Consider the following 23557-nt stretch of genomic DNA (forward strand, 5'->3'; position numbering starts at 1 on the left):
ATCTTACGCCATAAACAAGCCAACCCGCGTTACTTCTCAGCACACGTGACCACCTGCTTACATAGCGCTGAAAAACTGTCTCAGCTTTGCTGATAAATACTATAGCATCAAACATTCAATCTTGGAGGTCGACACGGCTCTCCGCACAAGTAAAAATTTAAATTCCTTTCTTATGCTTTGGGATCAAAGCCCCAAGCAATTGTTCAAGGTTAAAATAAGAGGAGTCGCGAGCCTAGGTTACATATTCGCGCTTCAGAAAGCTAACGGCAAATACTTTCCGCACTCTGAGCAGATGTTGCATATGATCGGTCGCAACTTTTCAATTGAGCGATACATTTGGGATTTTTTAGCAAGGCAACATACTTCAATTACTAAGTACCGAAAATGCCAAAAATGCGAAATCCTGTCATTTGTTATAGTAAACTACATAAATAAAGTTGACTTCATTCTTAAGATTGGATTAATGTAAAAAGGGAATATAGGCGGTACAGCGTATTTTTCTAAATGGCCCAACCTGTGCTCTCTGTTCCTATTGATAAATAAAATTGGCTAGTCGAAAATTGTGAGGATTAGAATGCGCAAAGCAACATCGGCCGATATTCTCGGAAATGATAGTTTGGAAGGACTCGAAAAGCCAACAGCCTTAGCAACAGGGTTACCAGGGCAGGCCTATACAGATCAAGCTATCTTTGAGTTGGAGCAAAAATCTATATTTACAAATTCTTGGTTTGCCGCCGGATATTCTAGTGATATTCCGAAATCAGGCGATAAAAAATCAGTCACCATTGCCGGTTGGGAGTTATTATTGGTACGTGGCAAAGATAATAACGTCCGTTGTTTCCATAACATTTGTAGCCATCGAGGCAGTAAGTTGGTGGAAGGTTGTAAAAGTGGTAATTCAATATCTTGTCCATATCATTGTTGGACATATAACCTCGATGGTGAATTGATAGGAACTCCACATCTTGGCGGACCTGGCGTGAGCGATGTGGAAGGCATGGATCGTAAGTCTCTTGGGCTTCGCCAGGTTAGATGCGACACCTGGCAAGATCTTCTATTCGTTGATATTAGTGGAGAAGCTCCGTCACTTGCAGATCATTTCACGCGGCTCAACTGCCTCTTGGCCGATTATGAATTAGATGAAGTGACAGTCGCTGACGTTGCCGTACCCGAAACAGAACTTCCATTTAACTGGAAATTATTGGTCGAAGGTGGAATTGAAAGCTATCATCTTCCTTGGGTGCACCCTCAGCTTGAATTGCCGCCTAAGGAAACCTCTGTATTGGTGGATGAGAAGGATGCATATATTGGACACAAAATACCGTTATCCATAGAAGAAATGCGGCGTCGCGCAGCTAATAGTGAAACTGAAGCCAGTCCGTTTCCTACATTCAGGAAAATGAAAATAAATTTGGAGAATAATGAACCTATCAATTTTTATATTATTTTCTTAATGCCGAATGCCGTTGTACTCCTTTTTCCAAATTATTTTATTCTTAATCTCATTCGCCCTGTTAGCGTTACTAAAACGTTTCAAACTCGGAAGATCTATTACCTCGGCGACGCCGCAGTTTCTCCGGAACTGTCTGTGAAACGTGAAGAGATTGCGGAAGTTTGGAAAAATGTTTTGGCGCAAGATATACCATTTTTAGTATCCGCCCAAGAAATGGCAGCGGTCCGAAAGCGTATGAATTTCCCAACACGCTTCTCACCATTTTGGGAAATTGGATTGCATAGATTTCAAAAATATGTAGCTCGAAATATTACATTGTAAAAAAGAATGCGTTGCCTGGAGTAGATTTAGAAGTATGAATTTCAACTGGCTGTCAAATTCGAAAAGGTTTAAATAGATTTTTAGAATCTATTTTTGTATTAGTTGGGACAAGGTAACAGCTTGGAATTGGTGTGAAAAATATTGATGAAAACTTTAGGAAAGATGGAAGCGTTAAAAAAAGCCTCAAGGAGCGCAATCGCGAGCGTCGAGAAAAATGGATAGTTGAAGCAGCGTCAAATCTTTTTCGGGACCGTGGTTATCAAAGCACGCGAATTGAAGACATAGCAGAAGCAGCAGAAGTGTCGCCCGGAACAGTTTATTCTTATTTTGAAACTAAAGAGAATATACTGCTCGCAATTCTTTTGTTGCATCGAAAATCTATAGGTTCCAGACGCCTTAGAGTAGTAGATTCTCCGCCAAATGATTTAACTGAAGCTATGATTTTGTATGAAAAAGAACGGCTATGGCACGCAACACGATATTTGGACCGACCTCTATGGAGGCGAATAGCAGCGGCCGGTATAATGAGCCCGTGGTCAGCACTAGGTAAAAAGTCTATTGAATTGGATACAGGTCCTCACCTCGAACGTCTAAAAATTTTTAGTATACTCGCTGATCGAGGACTTGTCCCGGCGGGTTTTCAGATTGAGCGAGCCGCAGAAGTGTTACGTGCAGTTAGTTTGTACGTTTGGCTGAAATTCCTCCGAGAAGACATCACTACTCTAGAAGACGCTCAAGATGAAATCGAAAAAAATGTAAGAATGATTTTACGCGACTAAAAAGTTGCTTCAGACTTCTTCGTCGTCAAATTTTTTGGCACTAAAGGGGTGCTGTCAGACGAATGCGACGTCGTCTCTGTATGGCGTAAAATGGGATAACGGTGGCCCTACTATGCAGCACCAAGCTGCTGCCACTCGGCAAGTGCGATGGTTCTTTGAGGTGCTGTCAGACGAATGCGACGTCGTCTCTGTATGGCGTAAAGTGGCTTAACGGTGCCCCTACTATGCCGCACTAAGTTGCCGCCACTCGACCAGTGCGGCATTTCTTTGAAGCTTGTATATTTTTCGCTTGGTTAAGTGACGCTCATGGTTGAAGTGGCTGTGGAATGATGAGTGGATTGAGACGAACTTCTGCATACTTCGCCAGCGCCTGAATTTTAGCATCGCCTGCTCTCGTCGCCGGAAAGGAAGATGGGAGTTCTCACAGCGATTGTTCAACCAACGACCNATGGATTGTCCCGCCCAGAAATATGCCGGCGAACCTGTCGTCAAGCCCCAGGAGACTGGCCACAATGGGATACAGGATCATCGCCAACGTACTGAGGGCCGTCACGGCGATGACGGTAAAGATTGTATCTCTTTCACTGCTCTTTGACTTCGGCAACACAGAAGAAATGGCCAGCGCGGCCGACGCCCCGCAAATGGCAACGGCGCCTCCTGTCAATGTTCCGAAACGGCGGCGACGACCCAGCAATCTGGATAAGAGAATTCCCACAATTATAGTCGCCCCGACCCCACTGATAATCACGCCAACAGGCGCCCAGCCGAGCGAAAGTACATCGTCGATTGTCAGTCGCATACCGAGCAAAGCAACACCGAACCGAAGTATGGTCTTCGATGAGAATTCAACCCCCTCGACACATTTGCCCTCTTCCGCGAGAAAATGAAAGGCCATCCCCAACAGCAGCGCAAACAGCATTTGCGGCGCCGTATAATGTTCCGATAAAAATCGCGCCGCCGCGGCAACCGTCAGACAGAGAAGAAGGCCCGGAAATAGCCCCGAACAGGAAGTGTAAATTTGTCTGTGCCACGCGTTCAACCCGCAACCCTCCAATGCAAAAGATAGCTAAAAGCAGCTTTGACTGTTTAATAGGATCAACAGTCTATTGTGTTCCATGAGAAAGAAATGCATCGGCGATGTTTTCAACACTTGTTTCTTTTGAGCAAAGCAACAAAGTCAGCAATACTCTCGCACGACATCCGTCAAGGCGACCTGCAGAGATAAGCCCCTTTGAGAGAAGGTCAATTTCCGATCCGACAAACCCATATGTAGAAGTCAGAACTTCACCCGCTCCTGTACGTGATGCAAGGACTACCGGTATTTTCGCGCAGGCACGCTCCAAAGCATCGGCTGCGCTTACAGATGCATGCCCTCCTCCTAATCCCTCGATGACAAGCCCGGAATAGCCTGCTGTAACCGCTGCATCGATCAATCTGCCATCGTCACCTAGCCCTAACTTTATAATCGCAACCCGTACGTCATTATCAAATTCACTAGAGCCGAGAACCGGTCGACTTTTTGGTTCTAAATGTATTCTCACTTCGTCCTCAGCCAGCCAACCAATCGGACCCAGCGGATCCGATCGAAAAGTTGATGGATTGCTTGTATGCGTTTTTCGGACAAATTGGGCTGAATGTATCTCATCGTTGAACACGACAAGAGAACCAAGAGATTTTGCAGCTGGTTCTACCGCCACCTGAACCGCAGCCAGTATATTGGCCGGACCGTCGGCTCCTTGCTTCGTCGGGTTCCGCATTGCTCCCGTTACGACAACAGGCACTTCAAGACTCAGCAACAGGTCCAGCGCATAAGCTGTTTCTTCAATGGTGTCCGTTCCTTGTGTAATGACAAAGCCAGCGGATCCCTCTTGCGCCAACATTCTGATCTTACTTGCTACATTAAAAATATCTTCAAAGGTCAGATGAGCGCTGGGTACATTGCAAGGTGAATGTGTTCCAATTACAGCAATTTCTGCCAGTTGTGGAACAGCTTGCACAAGATCATCGCCTGATAAAGTTGGCACAACTCCAGCCGATCCGCTCTTGTCTTTCATTGCTATTGTGCCACCCAGAGAAATGACATCAATTACCGGTTTCATCTAACTCTCCATTCCATGTTCATCCAAATCGCCCGATGTAATGTCTAGTTCGGCGAAGGTAATGCTAATTAAATTTCTATGGATTTCGCTTATTGGTGATCAGCGAATAGCCAACTTGAATTGGCGGTCGCAATACATCTATGCGATCTATCCAATCATTCTTATTGCGATATTTTGGCCAATGCTTGCTGAAGGTCAGCAATCAAATCGCCGGGAGATTCAAGACCCGCATGTATTCTAACCAAAGTGTTTGGACCATCCCAGGAGCCGCAGCTTCGTATTGATTCAGGCGATACTGGCAACGCAAGACTTTCAAAACCACCCCAAGAAGAACCTATACCGAACAACCTTAGTTCATTAATAAAATCCGGTGTTTTCGCGACAAACTCATCAGTAAAACCAAATGCGAATAAACCGCTTGATCCCGAAAAATCACGTTTCCAAATTTCATGCCCAGGATGATCCGGCAATGATGGGTGCAAAACCATTGCCACTTCATCCTGGCAATTTAGCCAATTCGCCAACTCAATCGCGGTTTGTTCGTGCTGTTTAAGTCGTGGGTATAAACTGCGCATCCCCCGTAAGGTATCGTAACAATCTTCCGGACTTGTTATGATACCCAGTAATGTCACTACATCATATATATGCTTTGCGCATGCTTCCTTGCATACTATGGTTCCCATCATAATGTCTGATGCTCCGCATAAGTACTTTGTCGCGGCCTGCACCGATATATCAGCCCCAAGCAACAACGGCTGAAGGAATACTCCCGCTGACCATGTATTATCAACCGCAAGTATCGCCTCATGCTCATGGGCTATCTTTGAGAGGGCAGGAAGGTCGACAATTTCAAAGGTCCCTGATCCGGGTGACTCTGCCAGTACAAGGCTAGTCTCAGATTGAATAACCTCAGAAAGACTTTCTGGGTTAGGCGCAAAGTAAGACACCTTTACCCCCCGGTTTGCAAAATATTCATCGCATAGCTTGCGAACCGGAGGATATGCATTGTCAATAACCGCCACATGATCCCCCGGCTTGGTGTAAGTCAAGAAGACCGTTGCTAGGGCGCTGAGCCCGGTTGGAAAAACAAACGCACGATCACCACCTTCAAGGGTACAAAGACTGTCCTCGAGGAAGTGCGTCGTCGGAGTGCCATGCGCGCCATATGAAAATATTCTCTCGCCTTTATCTCGGCGGGAACGGACTGACTGCATCATTTCCCAGTTCGAATAAAGAACTGTTGATGCTTTGATAACCGGTGGATTGATTGCTGCAGGCCGAGTATCCGTGGGCAAATCTCTCCCGGACCTTACTAATTGCGTCATTCTATCCATGGGTGGCTTCCTCTTCTAAAGATATTTGGAAGAGCTGCCTCTCATCATTATCAAGTTGGTCTATCAGTTGGATCTCCCAGGCAATATATTGCCGAGCGGACTCCATGTTGCCGTAATGCCGATCATGAACAAAATACAAATAATCTATGGATTCTTCCGCAGATGGCCGATTGGAATCCTGTTCTAGCTCGCCGCCAATTTCTTCCCAGTTTTCTAAACCTCCGACTAGAAAATACACATCCGCGCCGGTCGCTTCCTGGATGTCAAGAGCTGCCAAATTGGCAACAGGTTGATTGTCAGAGATCAACACAACATTTGTTCCGCGCTCGAAATCCAACTGATCTAACTTCGGGCGTATGGACCAGGACGACCCCGGAATACACTTTTCCCGATATTGAGAACTGGGGCGCACATCAATTATATTGAATTGATCCTTATTCGCTTTTAGTTGCGCTGCTGAAATTTCCTTCATGTTGGGGAATTCGCAGAATTCAGGCAAAGATTTTTCCGGAGTGTCCCATGTTCCCAATGCTTCAAAAGCTGTGCGCATTACAGCAACTGAATAGCCAAGCCTTTTTAACCTTGAGGCTGCAGAAGTTGCGCGAATGCCATTATCATCAATCAACACAACTCTACTATTGCGAACGGCAATCCATTCATCAGTCGCTTGAACAATTTGCACTGCTGGGGCGTGCACTGACCCGGGAACATGCCTTGCGTCGAATTCTTCATGCGTTCGTACATCAAGCAAGTATGTTGTTCTCGACTTGTCGTGAAACCACTGCTTGGCTGTACCTGCGCTGATGAAGGGAATGTCATGCGAAGCCGCCAATCTATCTGCGACAATTGCGCCTTGCTTTTTGATGTCAGCATTGACCTCCGGCAATGGTTCGCCGACCTTTCCCCGCACTAGATCTCGCCCGGACAATGCCCAACCCTGGGTTCCATTCTCCAATGCAAAAACCGGATTTTCAATCGATGCATCGATCAGGCTTTGAACCCCAACCAGCCCGCGTGTCCGCCCTGCGCAGTGAATGACAACGGTCAATTCGGGATCAGTCAAGATGCTATCCTTGCGGTATAGAAACTCGCCGTTTGGAATACATCTGGATCCTGGCAATGTAAATTTAGCATGTTCTGAAAAAGGTCTGCCGTCAATGACCATCACAGACCTGCCTTCTTCTTGCCAGCCGGACAATGTATCGGGCGTAATTGTAGGAGTTTTCTCAGCTTTTTCGATCAGTTCACCAAGTATCTTGCTTGGAACATTAATTCCTTTAAAGACACTAAAGCCAGCTTTTTCCCATCCAGGCATACCTTGGTGGAGAATTCTTATATTCTCATATCCGATCGCGTTGAGCCGAACGGCAGCACGATCAGCCACTCCGTCATTTCCATCACATAATACACATAAAGCATGCCGGTTTGGGACCAGTTTCGTGATATCAAGTTCAAGCCTGCTATATGGACAATTGGAGGCAAATAACATATGTCCTTCGCCGAATTCTCCGGCTTCGCGGACATCCAGCAAGGCGAATTCTTCGAGAGCGGCCAAGCGTGCCTTAAGTTCGTCCGCAGTAATTAACTTGGTTGTGACATGGGTACTCATGACTTGTCCTTTGCATTCGCGGAACGTGTTTTGACGCCGACATCCATTATCCGACAGGTTCCGGATTCAATATCGAAAACCGTGCGCTCAGTCAGTGTCTCCAACGCTCTGCCATATAGATGCAAATGGCGAATGGGCTCGCTCCCCATGATGGTTACTGAATGGATGTCGTTCGGAAGAAGTGCTACTCCCTGTCCAGGACCGACTTCTATTTCATCGATGCTTTCGATGGTTGCTTTTCCCGGTTCCTCGCCATCATCCAGACGGGTATAAATTGTGTTTGTCTCAACACCTTCTACTGCCGCTATGCATGCCCATGTAGTATGATCATGTGGTGGAATTTTCTTCCCAGGACGCATCGTGTTAAGATAGAGGGCGTAGGTTGCATCTTCATCTTGGCTAATCAGATATCGGACCTGCAATTCGCCTTCCTTCGGCGGCGGATAGGCTTCCGAATTCCATAAGTCTGTTTGTGCGGCCAGATCCGTTAATCTGTCCAATATTTCACTCAAAGTCTCACGGCTAAGACCTTTTTCATCAAATATTCTGTGAGCGAACGATATTAGGCTCGCCACTTCTGTTTCACGCTTAATTCCCGTCATTTTGATTTTCTTCCATTTCAGCGATTTAAGTTTGCGTCCCGTTTAAGGCTTTTAGGCAAAGCAATCCTGTGGCCACTGGTTGCAACAATGGCAATGTCGCGGCGGACAATTGAATAAACTCAGAAAAATTCTAAACCTGAGCCCGTCTATGGAGGCGTTACATCTGAATTCCCGATAGAGCCATCATTCCTAAGTTGTGGTTCAAGTCTCTCAATGATTGTTTCTGCTTTTGCTACCAGAACATCCTCCCGCGCCTGAAAGTGCTCAAATATTTTCTCAAGAGACCTAATTCTATGCGGTTGCCCCGCTATCCATGGATGAAGCTGTAATGTCATGACGCGTGCGCCATGTTGGCTGGCCTCTGTACTGAGAACATTCACATATTGAAGCACTTGATCCGCCCAACGAGGAGAGGTGTAGTTCAACTGCTCCATCGCCCATTTGTCGCTTAGTTCGTAACTGCCGGGCATCGCGATCAGGTTCTCATCTGCCAGATCAAAGCAATAGGGCCTGTCATCATTCGACCAATCAAATTGATACTTGATCCCATGTGAGGCAAGTATGCGGGGAGTATGATTTGATTCTGAAGATTGAGGAGATAGCCAGCCTGTTACTTTACTTCCAAATGTACTCTCCAGAATTTGCAGGCTTTCACCAACGACCCGGCTCTCTTCTTCATACCCAAGGTCGTTTGTGAAAAGGACATTCATGTTACTTCCATGCCCAATGATCTCACAGGCGGCATCGCGCATTTGATTAACGAGGGGCTCGAGCTTTGCTAGAGAGGCATTGAATGCGACGGTAGCTGGAAAATCAAACTTACCCAGCGTTTCAAGGATGCGGAAAATACCTACCCGCACTCCGTAATCATACCGGCTTATATCCCATAAATTGGGATACTCTCCGGCCTGCCCGGAAACCGGAAAATGTTGCAAAACCGGCAGTATCACAACCGCAACTTTAGCCCCACCGGGTAGTACTAGAGGTGGGCGAGAGAAGCTATTGGAAAAACTGAAGAGACCATGATCATAGCCTTTTCTGCGATATTCATATTGGAGATAGTCAGCGTCCATTATTGCCTCCATAATATTCATCAAAATGCGCAAGGCAGTGATCGGCGACTTCTCTTCCTGTTGCACGCCAAACAGCTGAATGCCCGGTAATGTAATCAAGCGCCTGATCAAGAATATTAATCCGATGAGGTTGTCCGATGATGTAAGGATGTAGGGGCAGCGAGAGAACTGTTCCGGATTCTTCGCCTTCTTTGTACAATTGATCAAACTGCCGCTTGATTACATCCAGATATTCTTCAGGAGTGTAATGATATGAGTTCAATGCGAAATAGTCGTTGATCTCATATGAATACGGCATGCTAATAATTCGACTTCCCGAAAACTCAATTCCAATCGGTCGATCATCATGGGAGAAATCACATGTATATTTCACGCCGGCTTCTGCTAAATATCTAGTTGTATGAATTGTCGGTGTGATGGATGGCGATAACCATCCTGCCATATCCTGGCCACTATGTTTCTTGATAGAAGCGATCGAGTCGCGAATTACTTCTCTTTCCTGATCTTCGGTCAGGCCATACATATATCTTGTGTTGTATATTCCATGCGAAAAAAGCTCCCACCCTTGGTTGCAACAATCCTCGATAATTTCAGGCATGTGATCACATAAAGCCACGTTTAGCGAGACCGTGCCCCGAACGTCATATCGCTCCATCACAGACATCATGCGATGCAACCCGACCCTGTTTCCATAGTCCCGATGAGATAGATACAGGATGTCCGGGGCAGGACGTTCCCATCCCTGATAGCGGGAATTGCCTGGTGGATTGTATTCATAGTACTCAATATTGGGCACTACAACGAGTGCGATGCGAGCGTCATCCGGCCAACGGATTTGCGGCCGCCGGTTGTAGGGGCTGTAATTAAAAAGTGTGAAATTATCTGTCATTCTTCGTTACTCATCTGCTTTCGCATTTCGGCCCAACGAGGATCTGTAAATCGTTGAAATTCAATGACATAGCCATTCGGATCTTTTGCAAAAAAATGATAGATTCCAAAAGTTTCGTTATGTTGCGGCGGACTTTCAATTTCTACGCCCGCGTCAATCAGCTTTTCATACCAATCATCAACTTCATTCGTCACAATGGTGTTCATCGTTCCGCGAGGCTCGACATACCTTCCCGGCCGAACTTTACAGATCCCCAGAAAACAATCTCTGCCAAGATGAAAAATGAATGTACCTTCCTGCTGATACGCAACCTTCAAACCGATTTTTTCGGCATAGAACGCCTTGGTGCCAACAAGATCATCGGTGTAAACCCAGTTGATTGTACAATCCGCTATCGATCTATTTCTTGAAATCATTTCACCCGCCAATTTGTTGGTTTTTCATCAGAGAAAACTGGTTTACCTTGCGGTCGTCCGCCGAGCGTAAGCCTCAATCTCAACTTTCATTTCTTCATCGACCAGGCCGCAGACAACGGCTGTGCTGGTCGGGCGAGCAGAGTTGCACCATTTGGAGATCACCTCTGCGATGGCCGGCCAATCGGAGCGATTAGGAAAGTAAGTGCGCAAGCAAACAATATCCTCAATCTCAAAATCGGCCATTTCTAAAGCTTTCTGGATGTTTTTGAAGCATTGATCCGCTTGTTCACCGGTATCTTCAGATATGGTCATATTTGAATAATCATACCCGGTTGTGCCAGATACATGGATTTCTTCACCAAACGCAACAGCGCGCGAGTATCCTGTCATTTCTTCAAATGGAGACCCCGAAGAAATCAAGATTTTCTCTGAATTCGGGCTCTGTTTAACTGAAAAACTCATTGTCTTTTCCTTAGTAGTTTTCTTTATTTCACATCTGTTGTGATTATTGACGGCAAAAAGGTCGCGATACTCGGAATTGCCGCCAACAACAAGCAGGCCAAGCAAAGTATCAAGAAAAATGGCAAGGCTGACATGGCGATCTGCCCAATCGTCCGCTTTGTCATATCTTTTAGAATAAAGAGATTGAAACCTAGTGGCGGTGTAATTTGAGCCATCTCAATTGTTACGATTATGAAGACACCAAACCAGATTTTGTCATACCCAGCCTGTAGAACCAGCGGCAGTGTAATGGGCAAGGTCATCAAAAGACTTGAAATGCCATCCAGAAAAGTACCCAGCAATGCGTAGAACAAGACCAATGCAACGATTAACTGAAATGCCGACAATTCCAGCCCGGCTATTTGCACTGCGATAAACTTGGGCAATCCAAGAAACCCAAGACTTACAGAAAAGAAAACTGCGCCAACAAGTATAAGAAAAACCATACTGGAGGTTCTTGTCGCAGACAAAATGGCTTTTCCGAAGTTTGATATTGTCAGTGTTCGCTGACAGACTCCGATTATGATCGCCCCAAGAACACCAAATGCAGCCCCTTCTGTTGGTGTTGCAAACCCACCGTACATTGAACCAAGTACGAATACGATGAGTGAAGTCACCGGCCCAAACTCCCGAACACCTTTAAGCTTTTGCGATAACGTAAACTTTTCGTCCGACTTAGGCGTTACTTTCGGCCGAACCAGTGACACTCCGGCAATATAGAGCATGAATAGTCCGGCAATCATCAATCCGGGTAGAATCCCTGCAGCAAAGAGCTTCAGAACAGACTCTTCCGCGATAACTCCATATACAATCATGATGAGACTAGGAGGGATCAGGAAACCTAATGTTCCTGCGCCTGCAAGCGATCCAACGGATACATTTCCGTCATAACCACGCTTGTCCAATTCATCCAATGTAATGCGACCAACTGTCGCCGTGGTCGCCGCAGAGGAACCCGAAACAGCGGCGAAAACCGTACATGCCAAAACATTTACATGGAGCAATTGACCAGGAAGCCGGTTAATCCAAACACGCAATCCAGAGAACAGATTTTCCGCCAGGCGCGTATGAAAAAGTATCTCTCCCATCAGAATGAAGAGCGGGAGGGCGACTAACTCTGGAGTAGACACAACATTGAATATCTGCTGAGATAATAACTTTGCGGTCGGAATGCTCCGAAAAACTTCCATGAGAACCGCGCCGGTCGTCACGAGTGACAGACCAATCCACAGGCCCATTCCCAAAGTAAGAAAAAGAAGTACAATCGTACAAATTGCTACAATTGCCATGCTACCCATCCATGCCTTTCACATTTAAGTTGTCGAAATCCATGGTGAGGCGCGCAAGAGCCGCCGCAAGTTGTATGGAAGCGGCAAGGAATCCAAAACAAATGACAGCCTGTGGTAAAGCTAAGGGCAGATCCGTTGCAAAAGATGTTACCCCTCTACTGTAGGAGTAATATGCTAGCTGCCCAGTCGCGACTGTTATTCCAACCAAAACAATCAACCCAAACAACGTTGTTAATATCGCCAGTCTGGATGCCCATGGCTGCCCAAGCATTTCATCAACCAGCGTTAAACGAATATGCCCAGAGGTGAGAAAGGCGTAGGGAGTGCCCAGCAACATTGCTAATCCGGCACCAAAACTGGAAAACTCCCAAGCGAAAGCCATGCTAATGTTCAATAACGAACGGGACACCACCTCGATCAGGATGAGTATCGTCACAAGTATGACCAACCCGCCGGCGATCCACGCCATTGCCAAAGTCAGGCAATCAGCAAAGCGAATTGCACGCCCTATCACTTTTCTCACGTTCATCACTTAGCCGTTTATTTCTGTGCGATATTTTTTAAGGACATCAGACGCAGGCGCACCCACTTCGTTGACATACTTCTCGACCAATGGCGCCGTAAGCGTCTTCATGTTTTCTAGCGTGTCTGGTGAAATTGTCCCAAGTTCAATGCCATTGCTCTGCAGCGTTTTCAGTTTTGCGATGTGATCTGAAAGAGCATTCTCAATAAACACCGGTTCTAGCTTCTGAGCTAATTCATCAATGGTAGAGCGTTGCTTGTCAGATAAAGCATTCCAAGCATCCAGATTGACTGTCACCATGTTCGTAGACCATGTGTGGGACGTCACATACATATAGTCCAGATACTCCCAAAGCTTGCCATCGACGCCGGAAGCTGCCGAAGTAGTCACAGACTCAACAGCTCCAGAAGCTAACGCTGGAATTAGCTCTCCCCAAGGCATCTGTATCGCAGTCATCCCGAGACTATTCATCATTTCACTGGAACTTTTGCTATATGTACGAACCTTCACGCCTTTTAGGTCGTCTATGCTATTTACTTGCGATTTCGTGTAGATCATGGCTGGGGGCCAGGGCACCATATAAAGCACTTTCTGATTATGCTTCGCCGCGGCATTTTCAACTGCGGGACGCCAATGTTTATAGAGGATCCGCAATTGATCGATGTCATTAACGAGGTAAGGCAGCGTATCAAGTGCCAGAATTGGCGCGATACCAGATTGAGCACTCATGACAATATCTGCAATTGGCACCAATCCCTGCTCTACACTCGTGAGCATCTCCGGCCCTTTAAAGCCCAATGAGCCGTTTGGGTGGATAGTAATTTGTACTTCGCCATTTGTAGATTTTTCAACTTCTGATGCAAAAATAGTCGCGTTTACAGTATGAAAATTCTTTTCCGGCCAAGAAATCGGGAAATCCCAATTAACTTCTGCCGCATTTCCTGAAGAAATATACATCCCGGCCACAACACAGGACGTTAATACTTTCGTAAATGTTGATTTCAACAATGACATATTCAATTCCTTACCTGCCTATATTCAATTGTATTCTTTGAAAGCCCCCAAACGGGAAAGTGAAATCAAGTTAGCTCTGGAAATGATCAAAAACAATTGACGAAAAGAAACAAGTCTATGCTAAAAACTTATAGGTTAAATTATTGGACTATTTAATTCGCATGAACTTTCGGCAGATAGAAACCTTTCGGGCAGTTATGATGGCTGGCTCGGCCTCCCGCGCGGCAGACCTACTTCAAATAACTCAACCGGCTATCAGTCGGGCAATCGCGGAACTGGAGAGGTCACTTGGTTTTCCCCTATTCAATCGAATTCGCGGAAGATTAGTGCCAACACCGGAAGGTGAAATGTTCTTTCGCGATGTGAAAACTTCTTTTCGTGGGCTTGATTCATTGCGGACGTCAGCAGCTAGAATACGGGATCTCGGTTCCGGGCAAATCCGAATTGCCAGCATTCCCTCACAGGGTTCTTCCCTAGTACCCAGGGCGATCGCCAAGTTCCGAGAGGAATATCCGAGTACCGCGATTACACTGCAGATTGCCTCATCTGCTCGAGTTCGCAACCTGGTTTACAACGGACATTTTGACATCGGACTGGCTGCCGAAGAGATCGATACAGAGGGGATGCATTTTGAAGTTTTCACAAGTGTCAGGGCAATCTGTGCCGTATCAAATAAACATCCCTTATCAACCAAAGAAGTTATCAGACCACAAGATCTCGATGGTGAGGACTTTATCGCGTTCATGTCTGAGGATAGCGCGCGCCAACAAATAGATACTGTTCTCAATGAGAATGGGATCAATCCAAATATTGTCATCGAGACACCCTATGCCATTACCGTGGCGGAGTTGGTCAAGCTTGGAATCGGCATAGGCCTCACGAACCCCCTCGCGATTGAAAGCTCCTTTGACCGTAGCGGATTGTCGCTTATTCCATTTGATCCCCCAATATACCTCAAGTCTTTCTTGCTATTGAGGAGCGACAAGCAAAAATCTATGGAAGTGAAAGCGATGATAAATAAGCTGTTAGAATCTCGATTTTCTTAATTTGCGTCATTTCGAAAAGGTACCATCTAAGCAAATGCAAACAGGTCTAATCATGGTGCTATTTATCGGGCTTTAGGTGAAAAAACACCGGGCATTCAGATAATGAGACCGCAAATATCGGTCAGAAGAGGCTTTTCCGGAAGGCATTGTCACATTAACTTAGTGGCGAGAAAATTTATGATCCTCTAATCTCCAGCGATGCAAAAGATCTCCTATTCCCGACATCGCTTCCCTTCTCACATAATTAAACATGCCGTTTGGATTTACGCTCGATTTACATTGAGCTATCGGGATGTTGAAGATTTACTGGCAGAACGCGGCCTGGATATTTCGTACGAAACAGTTCGGCGATGGTTTCTAAAGTTTGGTGACCCAGTAGCCAGAAACCTAAGATCTACCCGCCCTACTCCCAATGATATCTGGCATCTGGATGAAATGGTCATCGTCATTCGAGGAAAGCGACACTGGCTCTGGCGCGCCGTTGATAACGAAGGGGAAGTCCTGGATTTTCTCGTACAATCAAAACGGAATACGAAAGCTGCCTTGAAATTGATGCGGAAACTACTGAAAAAACAAGGCTTTGCGCCAACGCAAATCATAACAGATCAACTGAAATCCTATCACAAGGCATTTCGAACCTTGGGGTTAACTGCCGAGCATCTTGACAACAAACGTTCAAACAATCGAGCTGAAAACTCACATCTTCCTGTCAGGCGAAGAGAGCGAAAAATGCAGAGGTTCAAGTCTCCAGAATCCGCCCAAAGATTTCTCAATATTCACTCAGCCACCTACAATAACTTTTACGTCCAACGTCACCTAATCAATCGAACTTACTTCAAGCAGCTCCGCGAAGAAGCTTTTGATGTTTGGGCAGCGGCAACTTCCCCTGCCTGAATGTATTGAGCAATAACTTTTTGCGTCTACTCGATCTTAATGTGACAACGCCCTCTGTTGATAGCGGCACGTCGAGTGGTAATTTTCAGGGTGTGTGCAGGATCGGGAAACCAATGGTATAAATACTCGAACTTACCAATCGGCTGGCGGAATACTCCTTAATTCTCTTATTTGCTGTTGCGGCAATTGCAATAGCAATAACTTTTCTCCCGGCGCACTAAGCTTGATAAGCGAAAGCCCCAGATTCAAGAAATTCGTCAGTATTCTGGGCTGGACTATTATCAGCAGTTTTCTTCTAGTTATCGCAATCGAATTACTTTCCTGACGGCACTCTTGCAGTATTACTCGCAAGGGAACGCCTCTCTGAGAGCGAGCATAGTCACTGTTATCATCGCGAAGTGCCATTGCTCAGGGTGCTCGCGGATATACGTCCAAACGATATTATTCACTTGGCTATTCAGCGTATTGTCAGGACGACAAAACTTATAGCCTCCCAGGTCGTCACCATCTAAAAAAAAGAACTCGGACGTTTCAACAGTACCCAAGATGAACAAAGCACAGTAAATGTTCGCATTGTCGTCTGCTGGTTTGTTTATATCGCATAAATTTAATAGTACATTCGGGGTGGTTACGGCCCTTGCGGGCTCCGAATAGGCGCCAACTAACATGAGAATAGTGATGATCCCAACAACAAACTTTTTCATTGTTACTCCCCTCTTTTGTTTGCCAGCCTAATTCCTGACTCCACAATGTCCATTGCGCTCGCTCCCACAAAATCTAAACGATATTCCTTTGCGGCCATTGTTCTGGACAAAAGTCATATCCCTGAAAAGCTGGATATCGAATAGCGAGCGAAAGACATAGAACTTGATTACACCAACGTGTTCACCGTTAACGCGCATATCAATTTCGTAGCGGTCGCATGAAATCTTTTCCTCGCCCGGTAAAATTGAGTATCGCGATAAAAACGACTTTTCCTTATGATCCTCGATCTTGACTGAAAACTTATTCTTTTTAATTTCAGCTTCGGAAAAGCCGTAGCTTGGATTAAGCTTTTTGGTGACCCAGCAAAAGTAATAGTCCGCTATCACTCGATAAGTAGATAAAACGAGAAACGATGCGCCAAGAACCAGATTTTTCGGCACCGTCAGGACCCCACGTAAGAGAATGATGCTGTTAAATTCATGTGTCATTATTTTGTGCAATTTCCCTAAAATTGGGATGGCAACAAATCCCGCTCCAGAAATACCTTGGCAAATGCCTGCATCGTCGCAGGACGTGCTTGTTTCTTTTCTATCTCAATACGACCGAAGGTATAACCGGCAATCACCGATAGATCGCCAAGCTCAGGAACGGTCATCTTAAGGGGGGATAGTGTTTCAGCTCTCCACTCTTTTTTTATTCTGCGATTCCATGCCGAATCCGAAAATCGATCTTGTTTCCGTCCGTATCAAAGCCGCTTCCCTTGGACCCCTTGCCACGACCAAGCGTCTGCAAGACACCTACGGCCCGCGTTCCATCAGTACAGGTGACTTCCCAATCTCCTTGCCCCGTCTCATCATACCGGAAGACAGCATCGCACTTCTTACCTCCGATGAGCGAAGCAGACTTTACGTAACCGACACGGCCTACTTGCTTTATCATCACGGGAAACACATCCCTTTGCTCAAGAAGATTTTCCCATGCCAGGTCCAGGTAGTATTGTTTCTCGGATGGGTCGGCGGTTTGCTTTGGGGCCAATTGCGGGAGGCGTATTTCGTCAGTCGCGGTTACGATAAATTGGTTGGCCTTGTCCGAAAAGCGCATGGCTATTCTTGTATACATTTTAGTGGTCATCCCGGTCTCGACGTCGAGCAACATCCAACCGTCCATGTAAGCTTTTGGATTAGAGCCTATCACGAGATAGCTTCCCGCCAGATCCACCAAAATAGACGGGCGTCCACGGAAATGAGACAACCCCTGTACTTCGCCCTTTATATAAATCCATGCGTCAAACGAACCCATCCTAACCTCGCCCCTATCGGCAAAGAGGTCATCGCCAGTTCTAACGCCCTCGCGCGGATAAACGACTGTATAGGCTTTTATCGTCGACTCGAAAGTTTGCAAGGCCTGGTTTACTTCACCCGACGCCGCCGTGTCTGACCCGGAAACCGTTACTTCCCTGACTTCGCCAAATTCCGACATAAGCATATTTATTGTGAAATCCTTGCCTTCAGCCGTGTAGCTCGTCTGGTAAAGCAGGTTTTCTCCAATCTTGGATACCAAAATAGTGCTCTCTTTATGCTCGGTGGACGTTTTTTCCTTTCCGTTTTCATCAACATTAACAGTGGTTTCGTCTTTAATGCGCGGAGCCTTATGAATTGGGCGATATCTTACTGTGAGCAGGCTGGTTATTGGTTCAACAGGAGCTTCCAAATAACGGATTTCATCGCTACTTTGACTTCCGCCGCCAGAATCTCCTAGTGCTATGAAACCAGATTTATTTTCTGGCAGGCTCTCATAGGCCTTGCGGAAGTCGTACGGGACTTCTAAGACGTTTACGTCATCGTGGTCCACAAGTTGGCATTTGCAATCGAGATCCCTTGCTTGCGCGGTTTTAGAACATTTGTCCAATGCATTGAATGCGGCGTAACTCCAATCGCTGCTACCCGAGCTGTGCCAGTATTTTGAACTCGCCAGGACAGCGTCAGTATCCCAAACCAAACATGCGGCTAGCGCCTTATGCTGATATCCTGGAAACCCTTTCCGATAAGGATTAATTGTCCCCTTTCGCAACCCCATATCAACATTGTTTGCGACGCCTTGGCCAAGAATGCGCCCCATCAATTCGGAGTATATCTTATACGACGTTTTATCGGGGGAACCGGCATTCTTGTCCTGTGTCGAAATACCAGAATTGTCCTGACATGCTGTCAACAGTATCAAAGCCAATACAAATAGGCATTTTTTCATTTTATAATCCCCCTATCTCCTAAAGATAGATCGTCAACGTTGCTGTAAGCAACCTTTAGTTTTAGGACTCTCCTTCATAGATAAGTGCTATGTTTAAGAAAAGGAGTTGATGATGAGGATATTACTACTTTTCCTGTTGTTGGCCGGTTGTACGGCCGATTTTAAGTTCTCGGAGCTTGATAAGCAGTATGTCGCCCGTAAAACAAATCTCTTCCACAAGAGGTAATGCCGGGCACTACGTTTGAGCGCGTTACCCTTTCGGGAGACGCTATAACGAGAGTCTACACACTCGACCCCCGAAAAATGTCGACTCAGGAACTGGCTCAAAGCGTTAACCGAGCCGAACAATATGATGCCCGCGAAGTCAAGCAAATCCGCTCTGATAATCATGCGCAAACTTTAATGTCTTATGGCTTCAAGTTTTACCGCCAACTAACCATTAATACCTCAGACGGAACGGATATTGTTTCTGAGCGTATATCTTGCAATTAAGCGGCATATGGAAGCCAACCATGTGGCCCGGATTATTGGAAGGTCAGTCGGTGATTTAAGGAGATAATGGAAAGGATAGTGCTGTATCATTCATGAAGAGTAGAAAATAGATGAGCCAACAAGCTGTTTTCTTCCATCAGCACTGTAACAACGCCATAATTTATTCTTCGGGAATACCCAGTTCACGAAGATAGACAGCCATACCTTCGAGAGTTTTTGGAGAAAACACCATTGCATCTTTGAACCGTTTAATGGTCATGGCTGGATATGCTTTCAGCATATGATTCTTCGCCGCTTCAGCGTCTTCTCGTCGGCCTGCGGCCAGCAAAGCGGGTGCCAGATTACGATAAATCCAAAACGCATTTGGTCGTTCCATCAGAGAACGTTCGAAGAGATTTGCAGACGCACTAAAGTCCCCGGAAATCTGGTGCGCGCTGGCGATACCAACAAGATTATTGAAATTCATCGGATCAAGCGGACTGAGTCGTATCGCGTGTTCGAAATGCTGAAAAGCAGCTTCAGGGCGGTCCGCGTAAACCTCGAGCCAACCCAGTCTGCTAAGCGCCCACGCGGCATTAGGATCAAGCTTAATTGCACGTTCCAGCATAATGCGTGCGGTACCATGGTTACGGGCAAACGTATGGACAACACCAAGCACTGAAAGGATCAATGGATCATCGCTCGAGAACGCAGCCGCTTTCTCTGCCAAATGCAGCGCCCGGGTCTTCGCGCTTTCGATATCATCCGTCCAGTTGTAAACTGAATGTTGAGCCCAACACCAAGCCGACAGCGCCAGGGCAAGCGGATAGTCAGGGTCAATGGCAAGTGATTTTTCCAGCAGTTTCAACGCAACGGCGGATTCTTCCTGATCTTGCATCCAGACGTGGCGGATCGCGCGCATGGCATAATCATAAGCTCCCATGTCATGGGGACGCTTGCGTGTTGCGCGGTCAATTTCCGCCTTTTGAATTGAAGGTTGCAATGCACCAGCAACTTGTTCGGTAATCCGGTCCTGAAGATCAAAAAGTTCACTGTCTGCACCATCATATTTTTCGGCCCAGAGATGTGCCCCGGTTGTGGACTCGACCAGCTGGACTGTTATTCGCAGTTTGCCGCTAGCCCGCTGAACCGACCCTTCAAGCAGATAGCCTACGCCCAGTTCTCGACCAATATCGATGATGTTCATATGACGGCCTTTATAGGCAAAAGCTGAATTGCGTGCGATTACAAAGAAAGATCGTATACGTGACAAGGCCGCCGTCAAACTTTCCACCACACCATCGGCAAAATAATCTTGGTCTGGATCGTTCGACATGTTGTCAAATGGAAGCACCACGATGGAGGGTTTGTCGGGTAACGATAACCGCGGTGGAGACTCGGTTGTTTGTGTATCAGGCCAGCGAAACACACGTATCTTCCGGGTGATGTTCTTCAGAACCCGTTCGCCTACGTCCACGAAATCCGCGTTTACCTTGCCGTTTACATGCTCATATGCAGTAGCACTGAGCGCTATACCGCCGGGAGTACACACTTCTTGGATGCGGGCTGCTACATTCACCCCGTCACCGTAGATGTCTTTGCCTTCCAGAATAACGTCACCTAGGTTGATTCCAATGCGCATGGTGATGGTATGCTCAAAGGAAATCTCATTGTTAAAATCATTCATTGCTTGTTGAATTGCAATTCCCGCTGAAACGGCATCAACGACGCTGGAAAAGATGATAATTGCGCCGTCTCCCATCAGCTTGACAATGCGCCCTTGATGGTTAGTCACTTGTGGCGACACAATAGTTTGCCGCAAGCGCTTTAGCGCCTCCAACGTACCCTCTTCGTCCACGCCCATTAGCCGGGAAAAACCAACGACATCGACAGACATAATCGCTGCGAGTTGTCTTTGTGTGCGATGGGCTACCATCTGACAGGGCTCCTGTTCACCGAGATGCAATTTCTTGCGGTGTCGATAAAATGTGGATATGTAGATCCACGCAACACAACTTTTTTCTGCTCCAGATTTGCATCCTGTAGTGACGTTATATCATAATTTAAGAATAATCATATTCCCCATATACCCTGTCTTTAGATACCACCGATGAAGTCCTGTTCCCCGTCAGAGCCTATGGAACAAACTACTGATTTTTTAAGGAAGTGAGTCGCGCATCTCCCGGATAAACTCTGACATCTGCGACCGCTCTTTTATTGCCTCGTTAGTCCAAAATCCATGCTTATAGTTTCCGTTGCCGGGGCCCTTGGGCGCGCCCGGTGACGTTCCGCCATGCATCCTGCATCTGCCGTTCTTCATCCCCCAGGATCTACAGGGAGAGCCGTCACGGGTCTTCGCACCGCAACGCATGGGGTTGTCCTCACTTTTTTGCACTAACCCCACCTCCCCCCTCTACGGTGCCCACAATGGCCTGCCCGCCCTTGTGGACATGCACATGCTCGACAACGACCTTTTGCTGTCCCTTGCCTTTCAGCTTGTTCATTGCCTCGATTTGCTTGATATGCACATTCAGGAGCTTGGAAGCCCTGTTCATGGCGCTATCTGCCTGCCTTAAAGTATCAACGCTATGCAGTTGAGACAGCGCTTTCATCGCGGCCCTATGGGTTGCCACCATTTGTGTTGCCAACATGCTTTGCATGGCTCCATCAGGGCTGATTGAGGCGATTGCCGCCAAGTCGTTATTTGCCTTCTCCGCCTGATCCTCAGCGGATTGCTCGACAGTTGCGTGTGTCCTTCTTAATAACGATAGTTGTTCATGAGCATACCACGGCCCATGCACGCCGAATAAACCAACGAGCGCCGTCCGCCCCGCGTCCTTGTCGCCGTCAATCACAAGGTCCAAATTGCCGTCTTCTCTGGCCGTCAAATAAGGGTAGTTACTTCCCCCGTCGATTACGCCCGCTGTCTTTTCCGCCAGAGCAGGAGACATCTTGCTCAGTTCTTTCTTAAACCGCCCTTTCTGGCTTGGCAGTAATACCCCTTGGTCTCCTTTTCCATTCGTGGGTGATTTCTTTTCCATTGTCTTCGTCATACTCAAACGCTCCTCGATACTGATTTACTCCGTAGCCTATTCTTGGAGTAAAGAGTGGTAATTATAGGTACTCCCCAGACGGGACCATGGGAGCATCTAAAATGGACGTGACGATTACTCAGGCGGGACATATTTATGCCCCTCGTTTCTGAGATGGGACCGTCAGATAGTGAATATGTCCCGTGTCGGGAGCGGCTTCTGTTTTTCTGAAATCCATGCCCGGCTTCCATCGCCTCCATGCGTTGGTTGCCGGATTTCCCTGATAAGGTCGATCGGTAGCTCTCCATTCCGCAGCCTTGCGCCCATACCAATGCCCTTCTTTGATTAAAGCGATAAAGCCCCTTTCCTCCAACTCATCGAAGGCTTTCTCAATTGTCGAATTACCCAAGTGCAATTTTTTACGCGCCGTCGCATAGGAAAGAGATAATTCGCCGTTGTTGCCGCCGTTAAACTTGGATCTCAGCTCGACATAGACTTTGATTGACCCCGAACTAAGCGATAGCCATGCTTCGCTACGAACCATCGCATAGGGGAGCGGAACAAACTGCTCATTTTTGTTCCGCCCGTTAGTCAACACTTTGCCACCGCGCGCCATCAGGCCGCGTCCTTCTGTTTTGGTCCAACAACTGCAGTGACTTTCAACCTACTCATACGTCACCTCCAAAAAACTCCCGTGCAATGATGCGGGCGAATGAAGGGGAAACATGGTAGCGGCGACGAATTGAAGATGCCTGACGTCGGGTGAGATCGTTGCCTTCCTGCTTGCGTTGGATGGCTTTTTGTCGTACTTTTGGCATGTGAAAAATCCTTGTAATAAGGGTTAAAAAGAAACCAGCGAGCGCGCGAGTGACCAAACCTTTGCGCCGCTGGTTTTTTGTTGGGATATCGCATAAGCGGTTATTGCTGTTCATGACGCCGCCGACATGTTGGGCAAGGCGTTCAAATATCGGTCTATCTCTGCGGGCAGAACTATCGATCTTCCTCGCAGCTTCTTCGCCTTGAGATTGCCTGCTGCTATCTCACGATAAACAGTTGGCACGCTACTGCCGATGGCCCTGGCGGTGTCAGGGATAGATAACGCGGGGCGAAAACCGCCACTCGTTTCCTCAGTCTCTTTTTCTAATATGGTCGTCATGGTTTGATCCTTGAATAGAAGGGCAACGCCCCGTTCCAATAAGATCAATCCTGACGCGCACAGAATTGTGAGCAAGAGAAAAGTTATTATTTTTATTGCTTAAT

General features: G+C 46.8%; 25 protein-coding genes and 2 pseudogenes. 4 read left to right on the forward strand and 23 right to left on the reverse strand.

The genetic code is table 11. From position 1 onward, the window contains the following. Window positions 1–574: 574 nt before the first annotated feature. Window positions 575–1774, forward strand: coding sequence for an aromatic ring-hydroxylating oxygenase subunit alpha (locus GQF03_RS02465; RefSeq protein ID WP_161337596.1), 1200 nt, complete (start codon window positions 575–577; stop codon window positions 1772–1774). A 131-nt stretch (window positions 1775–1905) separates the two neighbouring features. Further along, window positions 1906–2553 (forward strand): TetR family transcriptional regulator, encoded by a 648-nt coding sequence (locus GQF03_RS02470; protein WP_161337597.1) that lies wholly within the window; start codon window positions 1906–1908, stop codon window positions 2551–2553. Window positions 2554–2775: 222 nt separating this feature from the next. Here the strand turns inward: GQF03_RS02470 and GQF03_RS19165 are convergent. The 13 genes and pseudogenes from GQF03_RS19165 to GQF03_RS02530 all read right to left on the reverse strand — a co-directional run. Further along, window positions 2776–3009 (reverse strand): annotated as a pseudogene (locus GQF03_RS19165) (DDE-type integrase/transposase/recombinase); the annotation flags it as partial. Beyond that, window positions 3002–3607: pseudogene (locus tag GQF03_RS02475) on the reverse strand (YeiH family protein); the annotation flags it as partial. The pseudogenes GQF03_RS02475 and GQF03_RS19165, both read right to left, overlap by 8 nt. A gap of 49 nt (window positions 3608–3656) precedes the next feature. After that, the gene (locus GQF03_RS02480) at window positions 3657–4652 is read right to left on the reverse strand and encodes an asparaginase (protein WP_161337599.1); all 996 of its coding nucleotides are present in this window, start codon (window positions 4650–4652) and stop codon (window positions 3657–3659) included. Window positions 4653–4813: 161 nt separating this feature from the next. Continuing rightward, on the reverse strand, window positions 4814–5986 hold the full coding sequence (gene metC, locus GQF03_RS02485; protein ID WP_161337600.1) for a cystathionine beta-lyase: 1173 nt from the start codon (window positions 5984–5986) through the stop codon (window positions 4814–4816). Further along, window positions 5979–7595 carry a rhodanese-like domain-containing protein gene (locus tag GQF03_RS02490; protein WP_161337601.1) on the reverse strand — a complete coding sequence of 539 codons (1617 nt, stop codon included), beginning with the start codon at window positions 7593–7595 and terminating at the stop codon, window positions 5979–5981. The genes metC and GQF03_RS02490 overlap by 8 nt, the downstream gene beginning before the upstream one ends. Next, the gene (locus GQF03_RS02495; protein ID WP_161337602.1) at window positions 7592–8197 is read right to left on the reverse strand and encodes a cysteine dioxygenase family protein; all 606 of its coding nucleotides are present in this window, start codon (window positions 8195–8197) and stop codon (window positions 7592–7594) included. The genes GQF03_RS02490 and GQF03_RS02495 overlap by 4 nt, the downstream gene beginning before the upstream one ends. Before the next feature lie 146 nt (window positions 8198–8343). After that, on the reverse strand, window positions 8344–9270 hold the full coding sequence (locus GQF03_RS02500; protein WP_161337603.1) for a polysaccharide deacetylase family protein: 927 nt from the start codon (window positions 9268–9270) through the stop codon (window positions 8344–8346). Next, window positions 9260–10159, reverse strand: a complete 900-nt coding sequence (locus GQF03_RS02505) for a polysaccharide deacetylase family protein (protein WP_161337604.1) — start codon at window positions 10157–10159, stop codon at window positions 9260–9262. Before GQF03_RS02505 ends, GQF03_RS02500 begins: the two co-directional genes overlap by 11 nt. Beyond that, complete coding sequence (locus GQF03_RS02510; RefSeq protein ID WP_161337605.1) at window positions 10156–10587, reverse strand: VOC family protein; 432 nt, start codon at window positions 10585–10587, stop codon at window positions 10156–10158. The genes GQF03_RS02505 and GQF03_RS02510 overlap by 4 nt, the downstream gene beginning before the upstream one ends. Before the next feature lie 30 nt (window positions 10588–10617). Continuing rightward, window positions 10618–11037: a RidA family protein gene (locus GQF03_RS02515; RefSeq protein ID WP_161337606.1), complete on the reverse strand. Its 420-nt coding sequence runs from the start codon at window positions 11035–11037 to the stop codon at window positions 10618–10620. Between the two features lie 23 nt (window positions 11038–11060). After that, complete coding sequence (locus GQF03_RS02520) at window positions 11061–12365, reverse strand: TRAP transporter large permease (protein WP_161337607.1); 1305 nt, start codon at window positions 12363–12365, stop codon at window positions 11061–11063. Window position 12366: 1 nt separating this feature from the next. After that, entirely contained in the window at window positions 12367–12894 is a 528-nt protein-coding gene (locus GQF03_RS02525) for a TRAP transporter small permease (RefSeq protein ID WP_161337608.1), read from the reverse strand. A 3-nt stretch (window positions 12895–12897) separates the two neighbouring features. Then, a complete protein-coding gene (locus GQF03_RS02530; RefSeq protein ID WP_161337609.1) occupies window positions 12898–13902 on the reverse strand; it encodes a TRAP transporter substrate-binding protein in 1005 nt (334 codons plus the stop codon). 143 nt (window positions 13903–14045) lie between these two features. Between GQF03_RS02530 and GQF03_RS02535 the strand changes: the two genes are divergently transcribed. Both GQF03_RS02535 and GQF03_RS02540 read left to right on the forward strand, forming a co-directional pair. Next, window positions 14046–14948, forward strand: coding sequence for a LysR substrate-binding domain-containing protein (locus GQF03_RS02535; protein ID WP_206376251.1), 903 nt, complete (start codon window positions 14046–14048; stop codon window positions 14946–14948). A 198-nt stretch (window positions 14949–15146) separates the two neighbouring features. Further along, on the forward strand, window positions 15147–15842 hold the full coding sequence (locus tag GQF03_RS02540) for an IS6 family transposase (RefSeq protein ID WP_161337610.1): 696 nt from the start codon (window positions 15147–15149) through the stop codon (window positions 15840–15842). A gap of 341 nt (window positions 15843–16183) precedes the next feature. On the opposite strand, the gene GQF03_RS02545 is transcribed toward GQF03_RS02540, so the two are convergent. From GQF03_RS02545 to GQF03_RS02585, 10 genes are all read right to left on the reverse strand, one after another. Then, complete coding sequence (locus tag GQF03_RS02545; protein ID WP_161337611.1) at window positions 16184–16546, reverse strand: Rap1a/Tai family immunity protein; 363 nt, start codon at window positions 16544–16546, stop codon at window positions 16184–16186. A gap of 27 nt (window positions 16547–16573) precedes the next feature. After that, on the reverse strand, window positions 16574–17035 hold the full coding sequence (locus tag GQF03_RS02550) for a hypothetical protein (RefSeq protein WP_161337612.1): 462 nt from the start codon (window positions 17033–17035) through the stop codon (window positions 16574–16576). 17 nt (window positions 17036–17052) lie between these two features. Further along, window positions 17053–17202, reverse strand: a complete 150-nt coding sequence (locus GQF03_RS02555; RefSeq protein WP_161337613.1) for a hypothetical protein — start codon at window positions 17200–17202, stop codon at window positions 17053–17055. Between the two features lie 38 nt (window positions 17203–17240). Beyond that, entirely contained in the window at window positions 17241–18794 is a 1554-nt protein-coding gene (locus tag GQF03_RS02560) for a hypothetical protein (protein WP_161337614.1), read from the reverse strand. Between the two features lie 652 nt (window positions 18795–19446). Then, window positions 19447–21201: an adenylate/guanylate cyclase domain-containing protein gene (locus tag GQF03_RS02565; RefSeq protein WP_161337615.1), complete on the reverse strand. Its 1755-nt coding sequence runs from the start codon at window positions 21199–21201 to the stop codon at window positions 19447–19449. A gap of 222 nt (window positions 21202–21423) precedes the next feature. Beyond that, window positions 21424–21636 (reverse strand): HGGxSTG domain-containing protein, encoded by a 213-nt coding sequence (locus GQF03_RS19170; RefSeq protein WP_380742285.1) that lies wholly within the window; start codon window positions 21634–21636, stop codon window positions 21424–21426. A 10-nt stretch (window positions 21637–21646) separates the two neighbouring features. Then, a complete protein-coding gene (locus GQF03_RS02570) occupies window positions 21647–22318 on the reverse strand; it encodes a hypothetical protein (protein WP_161337616.1) in 672 nt (223 codons plus the stop codon). A gap of 133 nt (window positions 22319–22451) precedes the next feature. Next, the gene (locus GQF03_RS02575; RefSeq protein ID WP_161337617.1) at window positions 22452–22913 is read right to left on the reverse strand and encodes a helix-turn-helix domain-containing protein; all 462 of its coding nucleotides are present in this window, start codon (window positions 22911–22913) and stop codon (window positions 22452–22454) included. Between the two features lie 52 nt (window positions 22914–22965). Further along, on the reverse strand, window positions 22966–23229 hold the full coding sequence (locus GQF03_RS02580) for a hypothetical protein (protein WP_161337618.1): 264 nt from the start codon (window positions 23227–23229) through the stop codon (window positions 22966–22968). Then, window positions 23226–23453, reverse strand: a complete 228-nt coding sequence (locus GQF03_RS02585) for a helix-turn-helix domain-containing protein (RefSeq protein ID WP_161337619.1) — start codon at window positions 23451–23453, stop codon at window positions 23226–23228. Before GQF03_RS02585 ends, GQF03_RS02580 begins: the two co-directional genes overlap by 4 nt. Window positions 23454–23557 lie beyond the last annotated feature (104 nt).

Origin of the sequence: Sneathiella chungangensis (genome assembly GCF_009882935.1) — a bacterium.
Lineage (GTDB): Bacteria > Pseudomonadota > Alphaproteobacteria > Sneathiellales > Sneathiellaceae > Sneathiella > Sneathiella chungangensis.